This window comes from Acinetobacter sp. YH01006 (genome assembly GCF_013420445.1).
Taxonomy (GTDB): domain Bacteria; phylum Pseudomonadota; class Gammaproteobacteria; order Pseudomonadales; family Moraxellaceae; genus Acinetobacter; species Acinetobacter pseudolwoffii.
Genome location: NZ_VOYB01000009.1, coordinates 34,003 through 48,626 on the forward strand (window position 1 = coordinate 34,003; position 14,624 = coordinate 48,626).

General features: G+C 43.4%; 25 protein-coding genes, 1 tRNA gene and 1 pseudogene. All 27 read left to right on the forward strand.

What is annotated here, in order from left to right; genetic code table 11:
* The first annotated feature begins 5 nt into the window (after positions 1-5).
* The 27 genes and pseudogenes from FTT73_RS09250 (at position 6) to FTT73_RS09380 (ending at position 14,611) form a co-directional block, all read left to right on the forward strand.
* Positions 6-677: a phage antirepressor KilAC domain-containing protein gene (locus FTT73_RS09250; protein ID WP_180191319.1), complete on the forward strand. Its 672-nt coding sequence runs from the start codon at positions 6-8 to the stop codon at positions 675-677.
* A complete protein-coding gene (locus tag FTT73_RS09255) occupies positions 674-1,450 on the forward strand; it encodes a replication protein (protein ID WP_180191320.1) in 777 nt (258 codons plus the stop codon). The genes FTT73_RS09250 and FTT73_RS09255 overlap by 4 nt, the downstream gene beginning before the upstream one ends.
* Positions 1,450-2,064 (forward strand): restriction endonuclease, encoded by a 615-nt coding sequence (locus FTT73_RS09260; protein WP_180191321.1) that lies wholly within the window; start codon positions 1,450-1,452, stop codon positions 2,062-2,064. The genes FTT73_RS09255 and FTT73_RS09260 overlap by 1 nt, the downstream gene beginning before the upstream one ends.
* Positions 2,061-2,306, forward strand: a complete 246-nt coding sequence (locus FTT73_RS09265) for an HTH domain-containing protein (RefSeq protein ID WP_159137981.1) — start codon at positions 2,061-2,063, stop codon at positions 2,304-2,306. The genes FTT73_RS09260 and FTT73_RS09265 overlap by 4 nt, the downstream gene beginning before the upstream one ends.
* Entirely contained in the window at positions 2,303-2,815 is a 513-nt protein-coding gene (locus tag FTT73_RS09270; protein WP_180191322.1) for a hypothetical protein, read from the forward strand. Before FTT73_RS09265 ends, FTT73_RS09270 begins: the two co-directional genes overlap by 4 nt.
* Positions 2,812-3,033, forward strand: coding sequence for a hypothetical protein (locus tag FTT73_RS09275; RefSeq protein ID WP_180191323.1), 222 nt, complete (start codon positions 2,812-2,814; stop codon positions 3,031-3,033). The genes FTT73_RS09270 and FTT73_RS09275 overlap by 4 nt, the downstream gene beginning before the upstream one ends.
* Entirely contained in the window at positions 3,030-3,200 is a 171-nt protein-coding gene (locus tag FTT73_RS09280; RefSeq protein WP_180191324.1) for a hypothetical protein, read from the forward strand. Before FTT73_RS09275 ends, FTT73_RS09280 begins: the two co-directional genes overlap by 4 nt.
* Positions 3,201-3,205: 5 nt before the next feature.
* Positions 3,206-3,496, forward strand: a complete 291-nt coding sequence (locus FTT73_RS09285; RefSeq protein WP_257232870.1) for a hypothetical protein — start codon at positions 3,206-3,208, stop codon at positions 3,494-3,496.
* Positions 3,489-3,923 (forward strand): annotated as a pseudogene (locus tag FTT73_RS09290) (hypothetical protein). Before FTT73_RS09285 ends, FTT73_RS09290 begins: the two are co-directional and overlap by 8 nt.
* Positions 3,924-3,936: 13 nt before the next feature.
* The gene (locus FTT73_RS09295) at positions 3,937-4,338 is read left to right on the forward strand and encodes an antiterminator Q family protein (RefSeq protein ID WP_180191325.1); all 402 of its coding nucleotides are present in this window, start codon (positions 3,937-3,939) and stop codon (positions 4,336-4,338) included.
* A 446-nt stretch (positions 4,339-4,784) separates the two neighbouring features.
* Positions 4,785-4,861 (forward strand) — tRNA-Arg (locus FTT73_RS09300).
* 365 nt (positions 4,862-5,226) lie between these two features.
* Entirely contained in the window at positions 5,227-5,514 is a 288-nt protein-coding gene (locus FTT73_RS09305) for a hypothetical protein (RefSeq protein ID WP_180191326.1), read from the forward strand.
* A 4-nt stretch (positions 5,515-5,518) separates the two neighbouring features.
* Entirely contained in the window at positions 5,519-5,737 is a 219-nt protein-coding gene (locus tag FTT73_RS09310) for a hypothetical protein (RefSeq protein WP_180191327.1), read from the forward strand.
* 29 nt (positions 5,738-5,766) lie between these two features.
* Entirely contained in the window at positions 5,767-5,988 is a 222-nt protein-coding gene (locus FTT73_RS09315) for a hypothetical protein (RefSeq protein WP_180191328.1), read from the forward strand.
* Between the two features lie 5 nt (positions 5,989-5,993).
* Positions 5,994-6,233 carry a hypothetical protein gene (locus FTT73_RS09320; protein WP_180191329.1) on the forward strand — a complete coding sequence of 80 codons (240 nt, stop codon included), beginning with the start codon at positions 5,994-5,996 and terminating at the stop codon, positions 6,231-6,233.
* Positions 6,230-6,589, forward strand: coding sequence for an HNH endonuclease (locus FTT73_RS09325; RefSeq protein WP_180191330.1), 360 nt, complete (start codon positions 6,230-6,232; stop codon positions 6,587-6,589). The genes FTT73_RS09320 and FTT73_RS09325 overlap by 4 nt, the downstream gene beginning before the upstream one ends.
* Positions 6,582-6,884: a hypothetical protein gene (locus FTT73_RS09330; protein WP_180191331.1), complete on the forward strand. Its 303-nt coding sequence runs from the start codon at positions 6,582-6,584 to the stop codon at positions 6,882-6,884. Before FTT73_RS09325 ends, FTT73_RS09330 begins: the two co-directional genes overlap by 8 nt.
* Before the next feature lie 100 nt (positions 6,885-6,984).
* Entirely contained in the window at positions 6,985-7,476 is a 492-nt protein-coding gene (locus FTT73_RS09335) for a phage terminase small subunit P27 family (protein ID WP_180191332.1), read from the forward strand.
* Positions 7,477-7,708: 232 nt separating this feature from the next.
* Positions 7,709-9,202, forward strand: a complete 1,494-nt coding sequence (locus tag FTT73_RS09340) for a terminase large subunit (protein WP_257232866.1) — start codon at positions 7,709-7,711, stop codon at positions 9,200-9,202.
* Positions 9,202-10,467 (forward strand): phage portal protein, encoded by a 1,266-nt coding sequence (locus FTT73_RS09345; RefSeq protein ID WP_180191333.1) that lies wholly within the window; start codon positions 9,202-9,204, stop codon positions 10,465-10,467. The genes FTT73_RS09340 and FTT73_RS09345 overlap by 1 nt, the downstream gene beginning before the upstream one ends.
* Positions 10,436-11,281, forward strand: coding sequence for a head maturation protease, ClpP-related (locus FTT73_RS09350; protein WP_180191334.1), 846 nt, complete (start codon positions 10,436-10,438; stop codon positions 11,279-11,281). The genes FTT73_RS09345 and FTT73_RS09350 overlap by 32 nt, the downstream gene beginning before the upstream one ends.
* Before the next feature lie 64 nt (positions 11,282-11,345).
* A complete protein-coding gene (locus tag FTT73_RS09355; protein ID WP_180191335.1) occupies positions 11,346-12,554 on the forward strand; it encodes a phage major capsid protein in 1,209 nt (402 codons plus the stop codon).
* A 49-nt stretch (positions 12,555-12,603) separates the two neighbouring features.
* Complete coding sequence (locus FTT73_RS09360) at positions 12,604-12,936, forward strand: hypothetical protein (RefSeq protein WP_180191336.1); 333 nt, start codon at positions 12,604-12,606, stop codon at positions 12,934-12,936.
* 9 nt (positions 12,937-12,945) lie between these two features.
* Entirely contained in the window at positions 12,946-13,419 is a 474-nt protein-coding gene (locus FTT73_RS16350) for a head-tail connector protein (protein ID WP_257232867.1), read from the forward strand.
* Positions 13,420-13,776, forward strand: coding sequence for a phage head closure protein (locus FTT73_RS09370; protein ID WP_180191337.1), 357 nt, complete (start codon positions 13,420-13,422; stop codon positions 13,774-13,776).
* On the forward strand, positions 13,758-14,240 hold the full coding sequence (locus FTT73_RS09375) for an HK97-gp10 family putative phage morphogenesis protein (protein WP_121979688.1): 483 nt from the start codon (positions 13,758-13,760) through the stop codon (positions 14,238-14,240). The genes FTT73_RS09370 and FTT73_RS09375 overlap by 19 nt, the downstream gene beginning before the upstream one ends.
* A complete protein-coding gene (locus FTT73_RS09380; protein WP_121979687.1) occupies positions 14,237-14,611 on the forward strand; it encodes a DUF3168 domain-containing protein in 375 nt (124 codons plus the stop codon). Before FTT73_RS09375 ends, FTT73_RS09380 begins: the two co-directional genes overlap by 4 nt.
* The last annotated feature ends 13 nt before the right edge of the window (positions 14,612-14,624 follow it).

Genomic DNA, 14,624 nt, shown 5'->3' on the forward strand with positions numbered 1-14,624 from the left:
CAAACATGAATATGATGACACAATTTAATCATAATCAACAGAGCATGACAAGTCTTGATATTTCAGAGCTTTGTCAAAAACGTCACGATAATGTTAAGCGCCTTATCGACAGCCTTGTTAATCAGCAAGTAATAGCATGTCCTCAAATTGAGGTTGTGCAAAAAGAAGCCAATAGTCGAAATTACAATGTTGAGGTGTATGTTTTCTCTGGCGAACAGGGCAAATTAGACTCAATCACTGTAGTCGCTCAGCTTTGCCCAGAGTTCACAGCAGCACTGGTCAAGCGTTGGTATGATCTTGAAAACCAAAACGCCGTCCAACTTCCTCAAACTTTTGCAGAAGCACTTCAATTAGCAGCCGATCAGGCGCGAAAAATTGAAATTGATAAGCCAAAAGTGGAGTACTACGAAAAAATCGTAGTGCGTGACACCTTGCTTAACGCTACTCAAGTGGCCCAGAAACTTCGAATGTCAGCCATGGCAATGAATAAATACCTTGATCAATTCGATGTGTATAGCCGTGGTGTCAAACGTGCGCGTGTATTCCAGCAATGGTTTATCGATAAGGGTTTTGGTGAGCTTAAGCAAACTGAGCTTGGCTTTTCTCAACCTATGTTCACCACAAAAGGCGAAGCATGGGTAATTGAAAAGCTTACAAGTGAAGGGGTGGTGCAATGAGCAGTTTTATTTCTAACGCCTTCATGCTGCCTAATGACCTAATTGACAAAGGTTATATGGCTCATATGAAAGGCCCAGCTTTGCCTTGTTATCTATTCATTGTGCGTAAAACTCGTGGCTGGAATAAATCTGACGATAGCATCAGTGTTTCTCAACTGGTGGCGGGTACTGGATACAACAAAGACTCAGTCCTAAAAGGTTGTGAAAAATTAGTTCAAATGGGTGTTATTGAGCGTAAATCCTTCTCAAATCAGCCGGCAAAGTATGTTCTAACTGACAGTATTTTTGCAGTCGATATTTTAGATAGCGAAAAAAACGCCGTCGAAAATATAGAGGGGGGAGTCGATATTTTAGATAGCGTGCACTCTAAAGATTCGACCCACAATAACAACTCAAAAACAACTAATACAAAAACAAATAAAGATAAGGGTGAAAAAGAGAAATCTTCTTCTAAAAAACCAACTGCATTCGATGCAAAACCAGTTGAATTACCAGTGAACGTAAATCGTGATCTATGGATTCAATTTGTTGATATGCGCAACAGCATCAGAAAACCACTTACTGAAAACGCCGTAAACCTTTTGATTAAAAAATTGATTGGCTTTGGTGATCAGGCAAACCAGTCACTGGAAGCTTCAATCATTGGAAGTTATCAAAGTGTTTACCCACCTAAACAACAAAACCCAGTTCAAAACCAACAGCCAATGCAACGCCGTCGCTTTGGCAACCAGGCAGATCCAAATCAAATGCGCACAGTAGGAGAGTCAAACTAATGAGCAATATTCAATTATTCGAAAACGCTTTTGCTGTGAACTTTCCAGTTGAAGTAGCTGAAATGGTTTTAAACCGCATTGGTGATGTCTACGGCGCTGAGTTCAGTAAAAAATATGCAGGTTATTCAGATGAAGAGCTTGTTCAGTTGGCATGCACTGTTTTGAGTGGCCTAACTCCGGCTGATATCACTCGCGGCATCTTGCGTATGAATTCTGAAGAGTGGTGTCCAAACCTTCCGAAATTCCGTAGCTGGTGTGAGCAGGGCGGTGATTGGTGGACTGCTGACATGGCATGGGCAAAAGCACTGCAGTTTGAAAATGATAAAAAAATGGAAATTACAACTCTCGCAAAACGTAGTCTGGATGAGGTACGCCATATCCTCAATGTAGAGGGGCAGAAAGCAGCGCATTACGCCTTTAATGCGATTTATCAGGACTACCTTGCACGTGCAAAGGAAAAAGGCCGTGTGCAGCAAATGTGGAAGAAAGAAGACAAGTCGGAAAAGACTAAGTCTTTAACTTATGACGAGCGCAATCGTAAAGGTGTGCCATGTCCGCCCGAGTTGGCTGCAAAAGTGAAAGGTGCTTTTAAGCGTGTAGGGGGTGGGGTGTGATTAAGGAAAATATCCACATCTTTGACCGGATGATGCAGGTTTTGCAGATTATCCGCGATAACAAGATGGTGATTACATCAGACCTGGTTAGTGTTTTTGGCATGAGCAAGCGAACCGCACAGCGTTACATGCTGCAACTTGAGCAGCTTGGTTATGTTCACTCACTGCCATCTGAATTTGGTTATGAAAAACGATACTTTTTGACAGATAAAACAAAAGAAATATTTGGGGGTGCAGCATGAACATCAATAAATCAGAATTTTTAGAACTCGTAAAAGCTGAAAGCGTAGCGCGTAAATCAACAGCGGTTCCGACTGAGAGAGAAAAGCTGCGTAAACAGTTAAACCGGGACGTTAAGAAGTTTCTTAAGAGTGGTGGCTGGGTTGAGCAGTTACCAGGTACGGAATTTAAACCACGTCCACAGCGGTCAACAGTGGAAAGCAGTGAAAATGGATATATTTCCCAGTACCAGAAAACGCGCCTGGCGAACTGGTGTAATTCGGGCGGACATTCGAACCCGAGGCGCAATATTTTGTCTGAATTAACTGGTATTTCGCTTCAACGAATTAGACACACCACGGTGATGGGTCATAGCAACCGCTTAACTCGGGGTGAGTACAAGAAAATCTGTGCGGTGATATCGAAGGCCGAAGAATTGCAGAAATTGCGCGACGATGAAGTGCTTAAAAGGAAGGCGCTTAAAGAAAAAACAACACAAAAAATAAGATATCAAAAAAGGAAAGCAGCATGAACTTAATCGAGAAAACAGAATTAAAGGAATGTGACCATGATTGGGAAAATATTTCCAAGATTGGGGACGCCAAGCGTCAACTTATCTGTACCTATTGCTCAGAACAAAAATCAGAGCCTTTTGATGTGAATGTAAAGCAGTGGTCGGATGAGGAAACGGACCATTGTAGTGATATCAAGAACCACATTAGCCCGAATACAAAGGTGATCGAGCGATGAAAGAACAATTCGAAAACTTCTTCATAGCTCAGTCTTTCTATCTGCAACTGAAATATATCCATGGGGATCGCTTATTTGATTTTGATCAGGGGATTGGGTACCGCAATTTAACCGTACAAATCGCATATGTGTGCTGGTGCAAAGATGACAAGGAGTTTGTGCTGTGAGTGAAATGAGTCTTGAAGAGAAACTGTGCAAGAACTTAGAGGATAGTTGTATCGAGGCTTATAAAGCTGGTCAGCAATCTATGCAAGCCGCCTTAAGAGAATGCGATGAAGTCATCAAGCTTCAAGACGCTGATTTGCGAAAGTATGAGAAGCAGATTGAAAGCCTAAAAACCCAACTAGCTGTCTACAAAGAAGATATGGCAAAGGATGCGGAAAAGATTGCTGAACTAACCAATAAAATTGAAAAACCTTGCCGTTGGTGTGGATTTGAAAATAAGCGAGGTGCCAATGACTAAAATCCTCATTGGTATCGATACAGGGGTAAATACCGGTTACGCCGTGGCAATGGACCATGGCACCGGTGGGGAGTTGCACTAGGTGGAGTGCTTAAGCATCACCAAGGCAATGCAGGCTGTTCAGGAAATAAAAGCAATTCATGGGAAAGATAATTTAAAGCTGTATATCGAAGATGCACGTAAACGCACTTGGTTTACTGGTGGTAAAGAAAAAGCTCAAGGCGTGGGGTCGGTAAAGCGTGATGCGCAGATCTGGGAGGACTGGTGTATAGAACAAGAGTTCAATTACATCATGGTTCACCCAAAAGCAAATGCTACTAAAACCAAAGCGGATCTATTTAAGAAGATTACCGGTTGGACTGGCCGCACGAATGAGCATGCACGTGATGCAGCAATGTTGGTTTTTAAAAGATTTTGGAAGGTTTAAGGGAAGAATATAAATGAGCGCAATTGTAGAAGTAAAACCAACGGTTCGAATGATGCAGAATGAATTGGCGCAGTGGGGTAAATGGGCGCGTCATGCTTCATACAATCCAAGTGAATTGACTTATACCTCACCTACATATGGTTTGATGCGTTTGAAAGAGGGGCAGAAGTCGTCAGGTATTCAGGTGATGCTAGATGATGATGCTTTGGTTGCTGTTGATCACCTGGTGACGCAGTTGCGCTTTTCACGGCCAGATCTGTACCAGTGGATTGAGTTCCATTATTTGAAAGGGTATTCGATCGCCGTTTTGGCGAGTAAGACCAAGGTGGCTCGATATAAAATTGATGGGTATTTGTTGGCAGCTGAGAGCTGGTTAGATTGCCGATTAAATGATTTGGTTGCGAGTGTGAATTGACTTGCATTGTATACAGCAAACTACTATATTTGTGTTATTGTCGCTGTAGTTGCATTGATCGACTACATAGAACTTAAAGGCTCGCCATATGGTGGGCTTTTGCGTTATGGTGGTTTCATTAATTTCTGGTGGTTTTTAAATTAATGCCGCCACCCAGATTTTACATACATCAAAGCTTGGTCAAATGATCGGGCTTTTTTGTTGCCTGTAAAAAGGCAGCCCATTCCTGCTGGAGTGCTGACCAGTGGAACATGCCATCGAGTAAACTTCCTTCGGGAATCCAGACTAGGGAGTAGCGTCCCGACCTAAAGAGGATTGAAAGCAAGTAAAGCAGACCGTGCATGTTAGGTGTGTGTGATTGTGAGTAGCGTTAGATCAGTTGCCGAGCTGATTCTGTCGAAAACTAAAGGCAAGGGTGTGGCAGATCACCACATCCTTTTTTTAATGCGCCATTAGCTCAACTGGAAAGAGCATGGGTTTTCTATACCAATGGTTGTGGGTTCGAATCCTACATGGCGTGCCAAAATCAAAATACTATTTCAAGCTAGCAAAATACTATTTTAAATGCTCAAAATAATATTGACAGTTTGGTTTTTAATTCCCTCGAATTCGATACCTTTAAAACTACAAATATCGGACTAAGAATTTGCTTGATCGTTGCTTGCTTAACCGGGTAGAAATCTTGCTTAGTTCGACAAATTTACCGACATTATTTTCGGTAGTAAATATTCTAAATTTATGTTTTATAAGTAAAAGTAACTGAAATTTCTTGCTATATGATTGCTTGATTGTCCGGGTAGAAGTCATGCTCCAATTTCTAAAACGATTATTCTGCTTTCATCACTATGACTACGAGTCTGATATTTTCATTCAGGTGGAATGTCGTAAGTGTGGAAAGCGTCGAGACAATTACACGAATTAGCCGAACGTATTACGGCACATAAGACCCCACTCAATTCTGGAGATTTGAGTGGGGTTTTTCTTTTCTTATTGGTGGTGCGTATGGATGTCAAAGAAGCCCAAAAAAATCTAAATGAATTGCATGATGAACTGGTGAAGTATCAGAACCTGAGCCGGGCATTCATGAATAGCAAACAGATGATGGCTATTGATGAAGTAATGGCAAACATCCGTACTCGCATGAAGAACATTCAAATCAATTTAAGTCGGAGATAGCGCCGTGGGTACAAGCGATCAAGAACGACTCGATGCCTTTAAGCGGGATCTATACCAGGACATAGCTGATCGTAAGCGATTGTTTGAGGCTGAGACTGGTTTGGCAATCAAAGATGTTGAGTTGGTATTTGTGAATGTCTCCACTGTAGATCAAGTCAATCAATACCTGCTTAACGAAATCAATGTGATCTTAGGTGATTCAGATGACATGTGCATCGTGTGAAAGAAACCGTGAATGGATAAGGAAGCAAAGTGAACGAGCAAAAGAGAGAATGCGGCTGTGTATCGAACGCCTTACTGGTCGAGATGCTTCAAGCAATGAACAACCAAAGCCAGGCGATGACAGCTCAAAGCAATCTACTGGCAGAGCAGAATAAAGTCATGGCTCGTATCGTTGATCAGAACAATGAGCTGATAGCGATGATGCAGACCGAAGATGATGAAGATAAACCTAAGTCACCTTATTTGGATTAATGGATATGGAAGCAATTATTAAAGAGCTGAGCCCAGATAGTGTTGCTGTTGTAGTTTTCTTTAATCAAACCATGTTCGGCAATCCACATGTTCGTGAATCAATTCAACAGAAAATGTCAATCATGAGTAAGCGTATTGGAAAGACCTTTATTGCTTTGCCATGTGGAGCCAATATTCAAGAGTTAGATGACCAGCAGTTAAGGGAATTGGGTTTGATTCGTGCTGATTGTGGTAGCAATCAATGAGCAGGCCATGCCGTGAGTTCCGGTGTCGAAATCTAACCAAGTCACCAAGACAACAAGGTTATTGTGATGAGCATGCACATAAGCGTAGCAACTGGACAGCACGTCAAGATCGATCAGGATCAACTACGGCGCGCGGCTATGGCCATGCTTGGCGAGTACTGCGTGAAAGCATTTTGAAGCGTGATAACTATCTCTGTGTTAAGTGCGCTGCCAGTGGTCGTGTAGCAGAGGCTACAGACGTCGATCACATCAAGGCTAAGGCTCACGGTGGTACAGATGATCCAGACAATCTACAGTCGTTGTGTGCACCATGCCATAAAGAGAAAACAGCAAACGAAGGAAAACAAAATGGATAATCAACATCAAAAAATCAAAGGCTATCGCGATCTATCTCAAGAAGAAATTAATCTCATGAACGAAATCAAAGTACTTGGCCCACAAATCCAGACTGTGATTGAGAAGGTTGAGAAACATATCGCAACACAGCGCTACAACTGTCGTTGTGATGCAAATATGCAAGTGTGTGATGTTGAAGAAGATCGCCGTCTTGATGCAGCAACACCAGAACGCTTTGCTGCTATGGCCAAGACCGATTTACAAACAGGTTTGATGTATTTGGTACGCGCCGTTGCTCAGCCTACAAGCTTCTAGGGGGAGGGGGTAGGTCGAAAGTTCAGGGCCTTAGCCTAAATGACCGCCCCCCTCCGTTCATTTTTACGTGCGCGAAATTAAAAATTCAGGGTGTTGACAAATGGGTGGAGTTTCTTCTGTTCCTGGGCGTGGCCGAAAGCCAAAACCGCAGGAAGCAAAACGGGCAGCTGGCAACCCGGGCAGACGTCCTCTCAATACCAATGTGCCTGAATTTGCTGATGTCGTTGATATTGATGTGCCGGAATATTTTTCGACAATGGAGTACGCGGACATGATGTGGCGTTCGGTTATTCCAGAGCTGTTAAAAAATAAAGTTCTTAAAATTACAGATATGCACAACGTGGAAATGTTCTGCATGGCTTACCACAACTTGCGCGTAGCCCAAAAAGAAGTAGTCCAAAAAGGACCAACACTGGAAACAGCGCAAGGCAGTACGATTAAAAATCCAGCCTTGACTGCAGTGAATGAAGCATCAAAACAGATGGCTTCTTTTGGAGCAATGCTGGGTCTGGATCCATCTTCCCGGGGGCGGTTAGGTGGTGGGGGTAATAAACCTAAAACAAATAAATTTGCGCAGGTGCTGAATATGTAGCGAGGCCGAAATGACAGCTTTCCCAAACGTTGGCATTGCAAATAGATGGGCAAAGCAGGTTGTTTCAGGAAAAATACCTGCATGTAAGTGGGTAAGACTTGCTTGTAAACGCCACTTAGATGACCTGATTAAGTCAAAAAATAAAGATTTTCCTTATAAATTTGAGCCAAAACTAGCAGAAAAGAAGATCGCTTTTATTGAGTTGCTGCCCCATACAAAGGGTGAGTGGGCAATGAAGCGTCTGAGTATCACGCTTGAGCCCTGGCAAAAGTTTGGTATTGGTTGCACATTTGGTTGGGTTCGTAAAAAAGATGGGTACCGCCGCTTCCGTGAAAGCTATTGGGAGGTGCCGCGTAAAAACGGTAAGTCTGCGATTGCCGCTGGTGTTGCTCTCAACATGTTTGCCAATGATGGTGAATTTGGTTCAGAAGTTTATGCTGGTGCTACCACCGAGAAGCAGGCTTGGGAAGTTTTTAAACCTGCACGCTTAATGGCGGTACGTTCGCCAGACTTCATTGAAGCAGCTGGCGTACTGATTAATGCCGGTAGCTTAGAGATTCCAGATGAAGGTTCTATCTTTGAGCCTATCATTGGTGATCCACCTGATGGCCAGTCACCGCATTGTGCTGTAGTCGATGAATTCCATGAGCATCCAACATCTGCGCTGTATGACACCATGCAGACCGGTATGGGTGCACGTCGACAGCCTATGATTTTCACAATCACAACAGCTGGCTTCAATATTGAAGGCCCTTGTTATGATTTACGTGCACGTGTTCAGGAAATGCTCTTGGATACCGTACCAGATGATGAGCTGTTTGGCTGGATATGGACCATTGATGAGGGAGATGACTGGACAGATCCGGCAGTACTGGCCAAAGCAAACCCCAATTATGGGGTTTCTGTTTATTCTGACTACCTGGAATCTCAGCAACGCCGGGCAATTCAGAACGCATCAAAGCAAGGTGCTTTTAAAACTAAGCACTTAAACGTTTGGGTATCAGCAAAATCTGCATTTTTCAACATGGAAAAGTGGAAGGCCTGCGGTAATCCAGACCTGAACATTGATGACTTTGAAGCAACGCCTTGCATGATGTGTGTGGATCTATCATCAAAAATCGATATTGCAGCACGTATCAACCTGTTCTATCGAATAGAAGATGATGGTCGACTGCATTACTACTGTATAGATCCGCAGTTCTATCTACCTGAAGACACGGTTTATAGCGGTGATGAAAAGCAGGTGGTTGAGCGGTATCAGAAATGGTTCAACAAAGGTCTGCTGAATGTCTGTGATGGCTATGAGAATGACCTGAATCAAATTGCAAAGGAATTAATCGAAGATGCTCAGCGAGTGTCTTTGACTGAGGTTCCTTACGATGAGTGGGGTGGATTCCAGATTGCAAAAACTGTGGATGATGCCGGATATACCTCAATCAAGATGCCCAAAACCACAAAGACATTCTCACCAGCAATGAAGGAGCTTGAAGCTGCTATTGCTGCAGGTCGTTTTCATCATGATGGAAATCCAATTCTTAGCTGGATGATCGGTAATGTTATTTCTAAAACAGGAAAAAATGAAACCGAGTTCCCGGATAAGGAAAAGAAGTTTAAGAAAATTGATGGTGCTGTAGCGTTATTAATGGGCATCAGTCGGGCAATGGTGCTTGCAGGGGAACCTACAGGTGATGAATTTTATGATGATCCAATTATGGTAGGTGTTTAATGAGTACAAAGAAGCCGGGTCGGTTTGCTCAAGCAGCTTTGCGCTTCCTTGGGCTGGATGGGCATCTGAGTCTGGAGCCTGAATTATTAAGGGCATTATTGGCCACATCGAGTGGCAAGCATGTAACTGTAGATTCGGCGCTTCAATTGAGCGCCGTTTTTTCATGTGTGAGTTTGATTTCAGAAACTGTATCAACGCTGCCTCTTAAGATTTACCAGCGAAAAGCGGACGGTAGTCGGGATGTTGCAGTTAAGCATCCGCTCTACAATCTTCTCTGCCGGTCACCAAACTATGAAATGACACCTAGCCGGTTCATGCTGATGATTGTGGCCAGTATCTGCCTATGGGGGAATTCATACATTGAGATTATTCGCAGTGCATCAGGCCGGATTATTTCATTGAATCCATTGCTACCCCAAAACATGGTGGTGACCAGGAACAAGACCAATGGAATGCTGAAATACACTTATACCGAAAGTGGTGTTAAGCGTGAAATCACTGAAAAAAACATGATGCATGTTCGTGGTTTTGGTATCGATGGGGTGATGGGCTTATTTAAGGTCCAGAAAGCGCGTGAAACCATTGGGGCTGCACAGGCTGCTGAAGAAGCTGCGGCCAAGTTCTTTGAAAACGGGTTGCAGACATCAGGTCTTTTATCTGCCCAGGGGAAATTAACACCGGATCAGCGTGAATCACTTAGAGACAACATGAATAAATTCATGGGATCCAAGAATGCCGGAAAAATGATGGTGCTTGAAAACGGTATGGAATACCACGGCATCACCATGAATCCTGAAGCGGCTCAGATGTTAGAAACTCGGACATTTGAGATTGAGGAAATTTGCCGCTGGTTCCGGGTACCGCCATTCATGGTCGGGCATTTAGATAAACAAAGTTCATGGGCTTCAAGTACAGAAGGCATGAATATGCAATTCCTAACCAATACCTTACGCCCTCTACTGGTCAATATTGAGCAGGAAATTGCACGGTGCCTGATTGGTGCTGCAGAGTTTGAAACTTACTATGTTGAATTTAGTGTGGAAGGTTTACTCCGAGCAGATTCAAAAGGCCGTGCTGAGTACTATGCATCTGCACTTGATCATGGTTGGTATAACCGTAATGAAGTCAGACGCAAAGAAAATGAAGCACCTATTCCGGGCGGGGAAATTTATACAATTCAATCGGCATTAATTCCGCTTGATAAAGTCGGGACCAATTACAAAGGTGATAATAATGAGCAAACGAAACCTGCTGCCAGTCGCTAATTTTAATGCAAAAGAAAAAGGTGGTGTTTCACCGTTAGCTTTTGATCGTTGGAATCCTGCAATTAAAGCATCAGATGAAAATGAAAACACGATTGGTATTTACGATCCGATTGGTTATGACTACTGGGATGATTCTGGTGTAACTGCTAAGCGGATCAGTACTGCATTGCGCTCACTTGATGGCGCTGATGTTGTGGTCAATATCAATTCACCAGGTGGTGATGTATTTGAAGGCTTGGCTATTTATAACCTGCTTCGTGAATACAAAGGTCATGTGACTGTACGTGTTTTAGGGGTAGCAGCTTCAGCAGCATCGTTTATTGCCATGGCAGCTGATGAGATTCAGATTGCCCGTGCTGGATTCTTTATGATTCACAATGCTTGGACAGGGCTTTGGGGGAATCGCAACGACTTGCGTGAAACTGCAGATTTCCTTGAGCAGATCGATGATACGATTGCTGATATTTATCATGTGCGATCCGGCCTTGGTATGGATGAGCTTAAAGCTGATATGGATAAAGAGCGCTGGATCAATGGGCGTGATGCTATTGATAGTGGCTTTGCTGATGCTTTCCTGCCATCTGACGTGGTTGTTGAAGATACAAAGAACTTCACTAAAGAAAAAGTCGCTGCTCATAAGGCAGATATCTTGCTTGCCAAAGCAGGAATGTCTCGAAGCTCACGACGGGAACTTATTCAAGATTTAAAGGGTACGCCTGGCGCTACCAACCAAGCTACGCCAAGCGCTAGCAATGATGTACTCGAAAGTGTTCTTCAAAGTATGCGTAACGCTACTGAGAAATTTAGCACTTAAAACCTGATAGCAATTTTATGACCGCCTATATGGCGGTTTTCTTATTTTTGAGAGATGAAAAATCATGACTGATCAAACTAAAGACCAAACAGCTCAGGCCCTTAAAGACGTAAACACTGGCTTAAAGAATCTGACTGAAAAAGTTCAACCAATGGCTGAAAATGCTTTAAATGAAGCAAAAAAAGCTGGTGAACTGTCTACTGAAACTAAAGCGGCAGTGGATAAAGCACTTACAGACCTAAATAATCTGCGCCAAGCCCAAAATGACCTACAGGTGAAGTTGGGTGAAGCTGAGCAATTATTTGCACGTGGTGGCACTGGTAATCCAGGTGCACAAGTAGATGCTCGTGCTGGTGATCTTGCTGTAAAAGATGAGCAAATTATTTCGTTTGCAAGCAATGCAACTTCTGGAAAACGTATCAGTGTAGCCGTTCCCCGTAATGCACTGACATCATTTGCAGTAAACCCTGTTGATGGTTCGACTCGTATTGTGACTGCGCCAAATCAGCGCGTGACCATCCGTGACCTATTAGCTCCAGGTCAAACGGCCAGTAATGCGATTGCTTACTTACGTGAAACTGGATTTACCAATAACGCTGCGCCAGTAGCTGAAAACACCACCAAGCCATATTCAGAATTAACATTCGAAGAAGTGCTGGAAGGTGTGAAAACGATTGCCCACTTGCTTAAAGCATCGAAACAAATTCTTGATGATCTGCCACAACTGCAGAGCTTCATCAATGGTCGTTTGCTTAATGGCCTTAAGCGTGTTGAAGATGCGCAACTGTTATTTGGTTCAGGCACTGGTAACAACCTGCATGGTATTTATACTCAGGCAACTGCTTATTCAGCTCCAATTACGATTGCATCACCGACTCGCGTAGATACTATGCGTTTGGCCATGCTGCAAGCTGCTTTGGCAGATGTATTTGCAACAGGTCATGTGATGCATATGAATGATTGGACTGCAATTGAATTACAGAAAGACACCACCGGTGCATACTTGTTTACCAACCCATTCTCACCTAATACGCCAAGTCTTTGGGGGTTGCCGGTAGCAGACACAAATCACGCTGCAATGGCTGGAAACTTCCTTACCGGTAGTTTCGCGGACGCAGCTCAAATCTTTGACCGTGAAGATGCAAACGTGGTGATTTCAACCGAAAATGCTGATGACTTCGAGAAGAACATGATCTCGATTCGTTGTGAAGAGCGTCTGGCATTGGCTGTGTATCGCCCAGAAGCATTTGTAAAAGGTGCATTTCCAGCTTAATTAAAATCCTGAAGGGGCCAGTCGGCCCTTTCACCTTGGAGTTTAGAACATGAAAATTAAATTCTTAGATGCTGCAATGCTTGGAAACAAGGTTTATGTCAAAGGTGATGAGGCTGAGATTCCAGATATTACGGCCGGCGAACTCATCAAGAAAAAATTAGCGATTGACCCTGAACGGGCAGCAGCTGATAAAGCCAAAGCTGATGCGGAAAAGAAAGCCAAAGCCGCAGCCGATAAAGAGGCTAAGGCCAAAACGGACGCAGAAGCTAAGGCAAAAGCCGAGGCTGAGGCGAAAGCTGAAGAGGAAAAGTTAAAGGCAGAAGAAGAGGCGAAAGCCAAAGCTGCTGCAGAAGAAAAAGCTAAAGAAACTAAAACAAAGTAAGGTCATATCATGCCAGTTATTAACATTGAAAAAGCTATGGTTCATTTGCGAGTAGATGACGATACTGGCGGTGATGTCCTAGCTAAGTTGAATTCAGCAGAAGATAAAGCGGCTCAATATTTGAACCGCTTTTTTTATGCCACTTCAGCTGTATGGACAGAGGCGATTTATCTCACTTTGGACCAGCTCAATTATGAGCTTGTAAAATACAAAGAGAGTTGCGATGCAGCTAATCTGGTTACAGATCCAGTCTCAAGAAATATGCTGTTATCTGCGGCTGAAAACCTTAAAAAAGAAGCTCAGCGCAATACCAAAATGGCCATGCAGGGCATTGTTATCAATCCATCTATTGAAGCTGCCGTTTTATTGATCTTAGGTAGTCTTTATGAAAATCGAGAAGATGAAACCAGTACCACGATAAATGAGTTGCCAAAAGGCGCTTTGTGGTTGCTCGATCCATACCGTTTAGATCTGGGGGTATAGATGAGAGCAGGCCCTTTAAGACATCGCATCCGTATTGAAGCCTTTACCGAAACCCAAGATAAAACCACAGGCCGTATTACTCAAGCCTGGACAGAGTTTTGTACGGTTTGGGGGAAACATGAGGCCTTATCTACACGCGACCAGCTGCAAGCCCAAGCGATTGATTCAAGCATGACCGCACGTTGTCGCATTCGTTACAGCTCAAAGGCAAGTCAGATTGATTCAACCATGCGTCTATATTTCCGGGATAAGTACTGGAAGATTGACGGTGATCCGGTGCCAGATAATGAAGGCGGTCTTGAGTGGTTGACGCTCAACCTTGCAGAAGGTGAATCAGAATGGCAGCAGTCGATTTAAATATTGAAGGCTTGGATGAGTTCAATAAGAAAATAGCTGAGCTGAAAGACATCAAAAAGGTTAGATCAAAGGGTATGGCAGCTGCCCGTAAAGCAATGAAAATTGTTGAGCTCTCGGCAAAGATAGGTGCCGCTTATATCGATGACCCTGCAACCCGGGAAGATATCCAGAAAAACATTACCATTCGAGCTGGAAAAACGAAATCTCTTTCAACCATTCGCATGCGTGTTGGTATTCGAGGAGGCGCTGCAGTAAATGCCAAATCGGATCGGGCTAAGCTGGCTGCTTTACCAGGTGGTGAAACGGTCTACTGGCGTTATATTGAATTTGGCACAAGTAAAATTCCTGCAACGCCGTTTATGCGTCCAGCTTTATCTGAAAACATTCAGAAAGTCACCGGTGAATTTGCAAAAACATTTATGAAGTCAATTGAGGCAGCGATTGCAAAGGGCAAAATTTCATGACAGCACCTATTTTCCCATTACTTAATGCGAGTGATGAAGTTAAGTCTTATCTGGAATCTGGCGGGATTTTACGTGCATTTGAATTTGGTCTTGCACCAGATAAACCAAAGCCGCCGTATCTGGTATGGCAGGATATATCTGGTATTCCGCAAAATCATTTAGATTGCCCGGCAAACATCGATCATGTGACGATCCAAGTTGATATTTATACGACGAATGCTGATGACCTGCGAAATATCCGTGAAGCAGTTCGTAAAGCATTTGAGCTTGATAACTCGTGCACTGTAACCGGTCTGCGTGGCAATGAGCGTGATCCAGACAGCAAGATGTACCGAACCGGTTTCGATTCAAACTGGTTTGTAGATCGATAAAAAGAATTTTCCA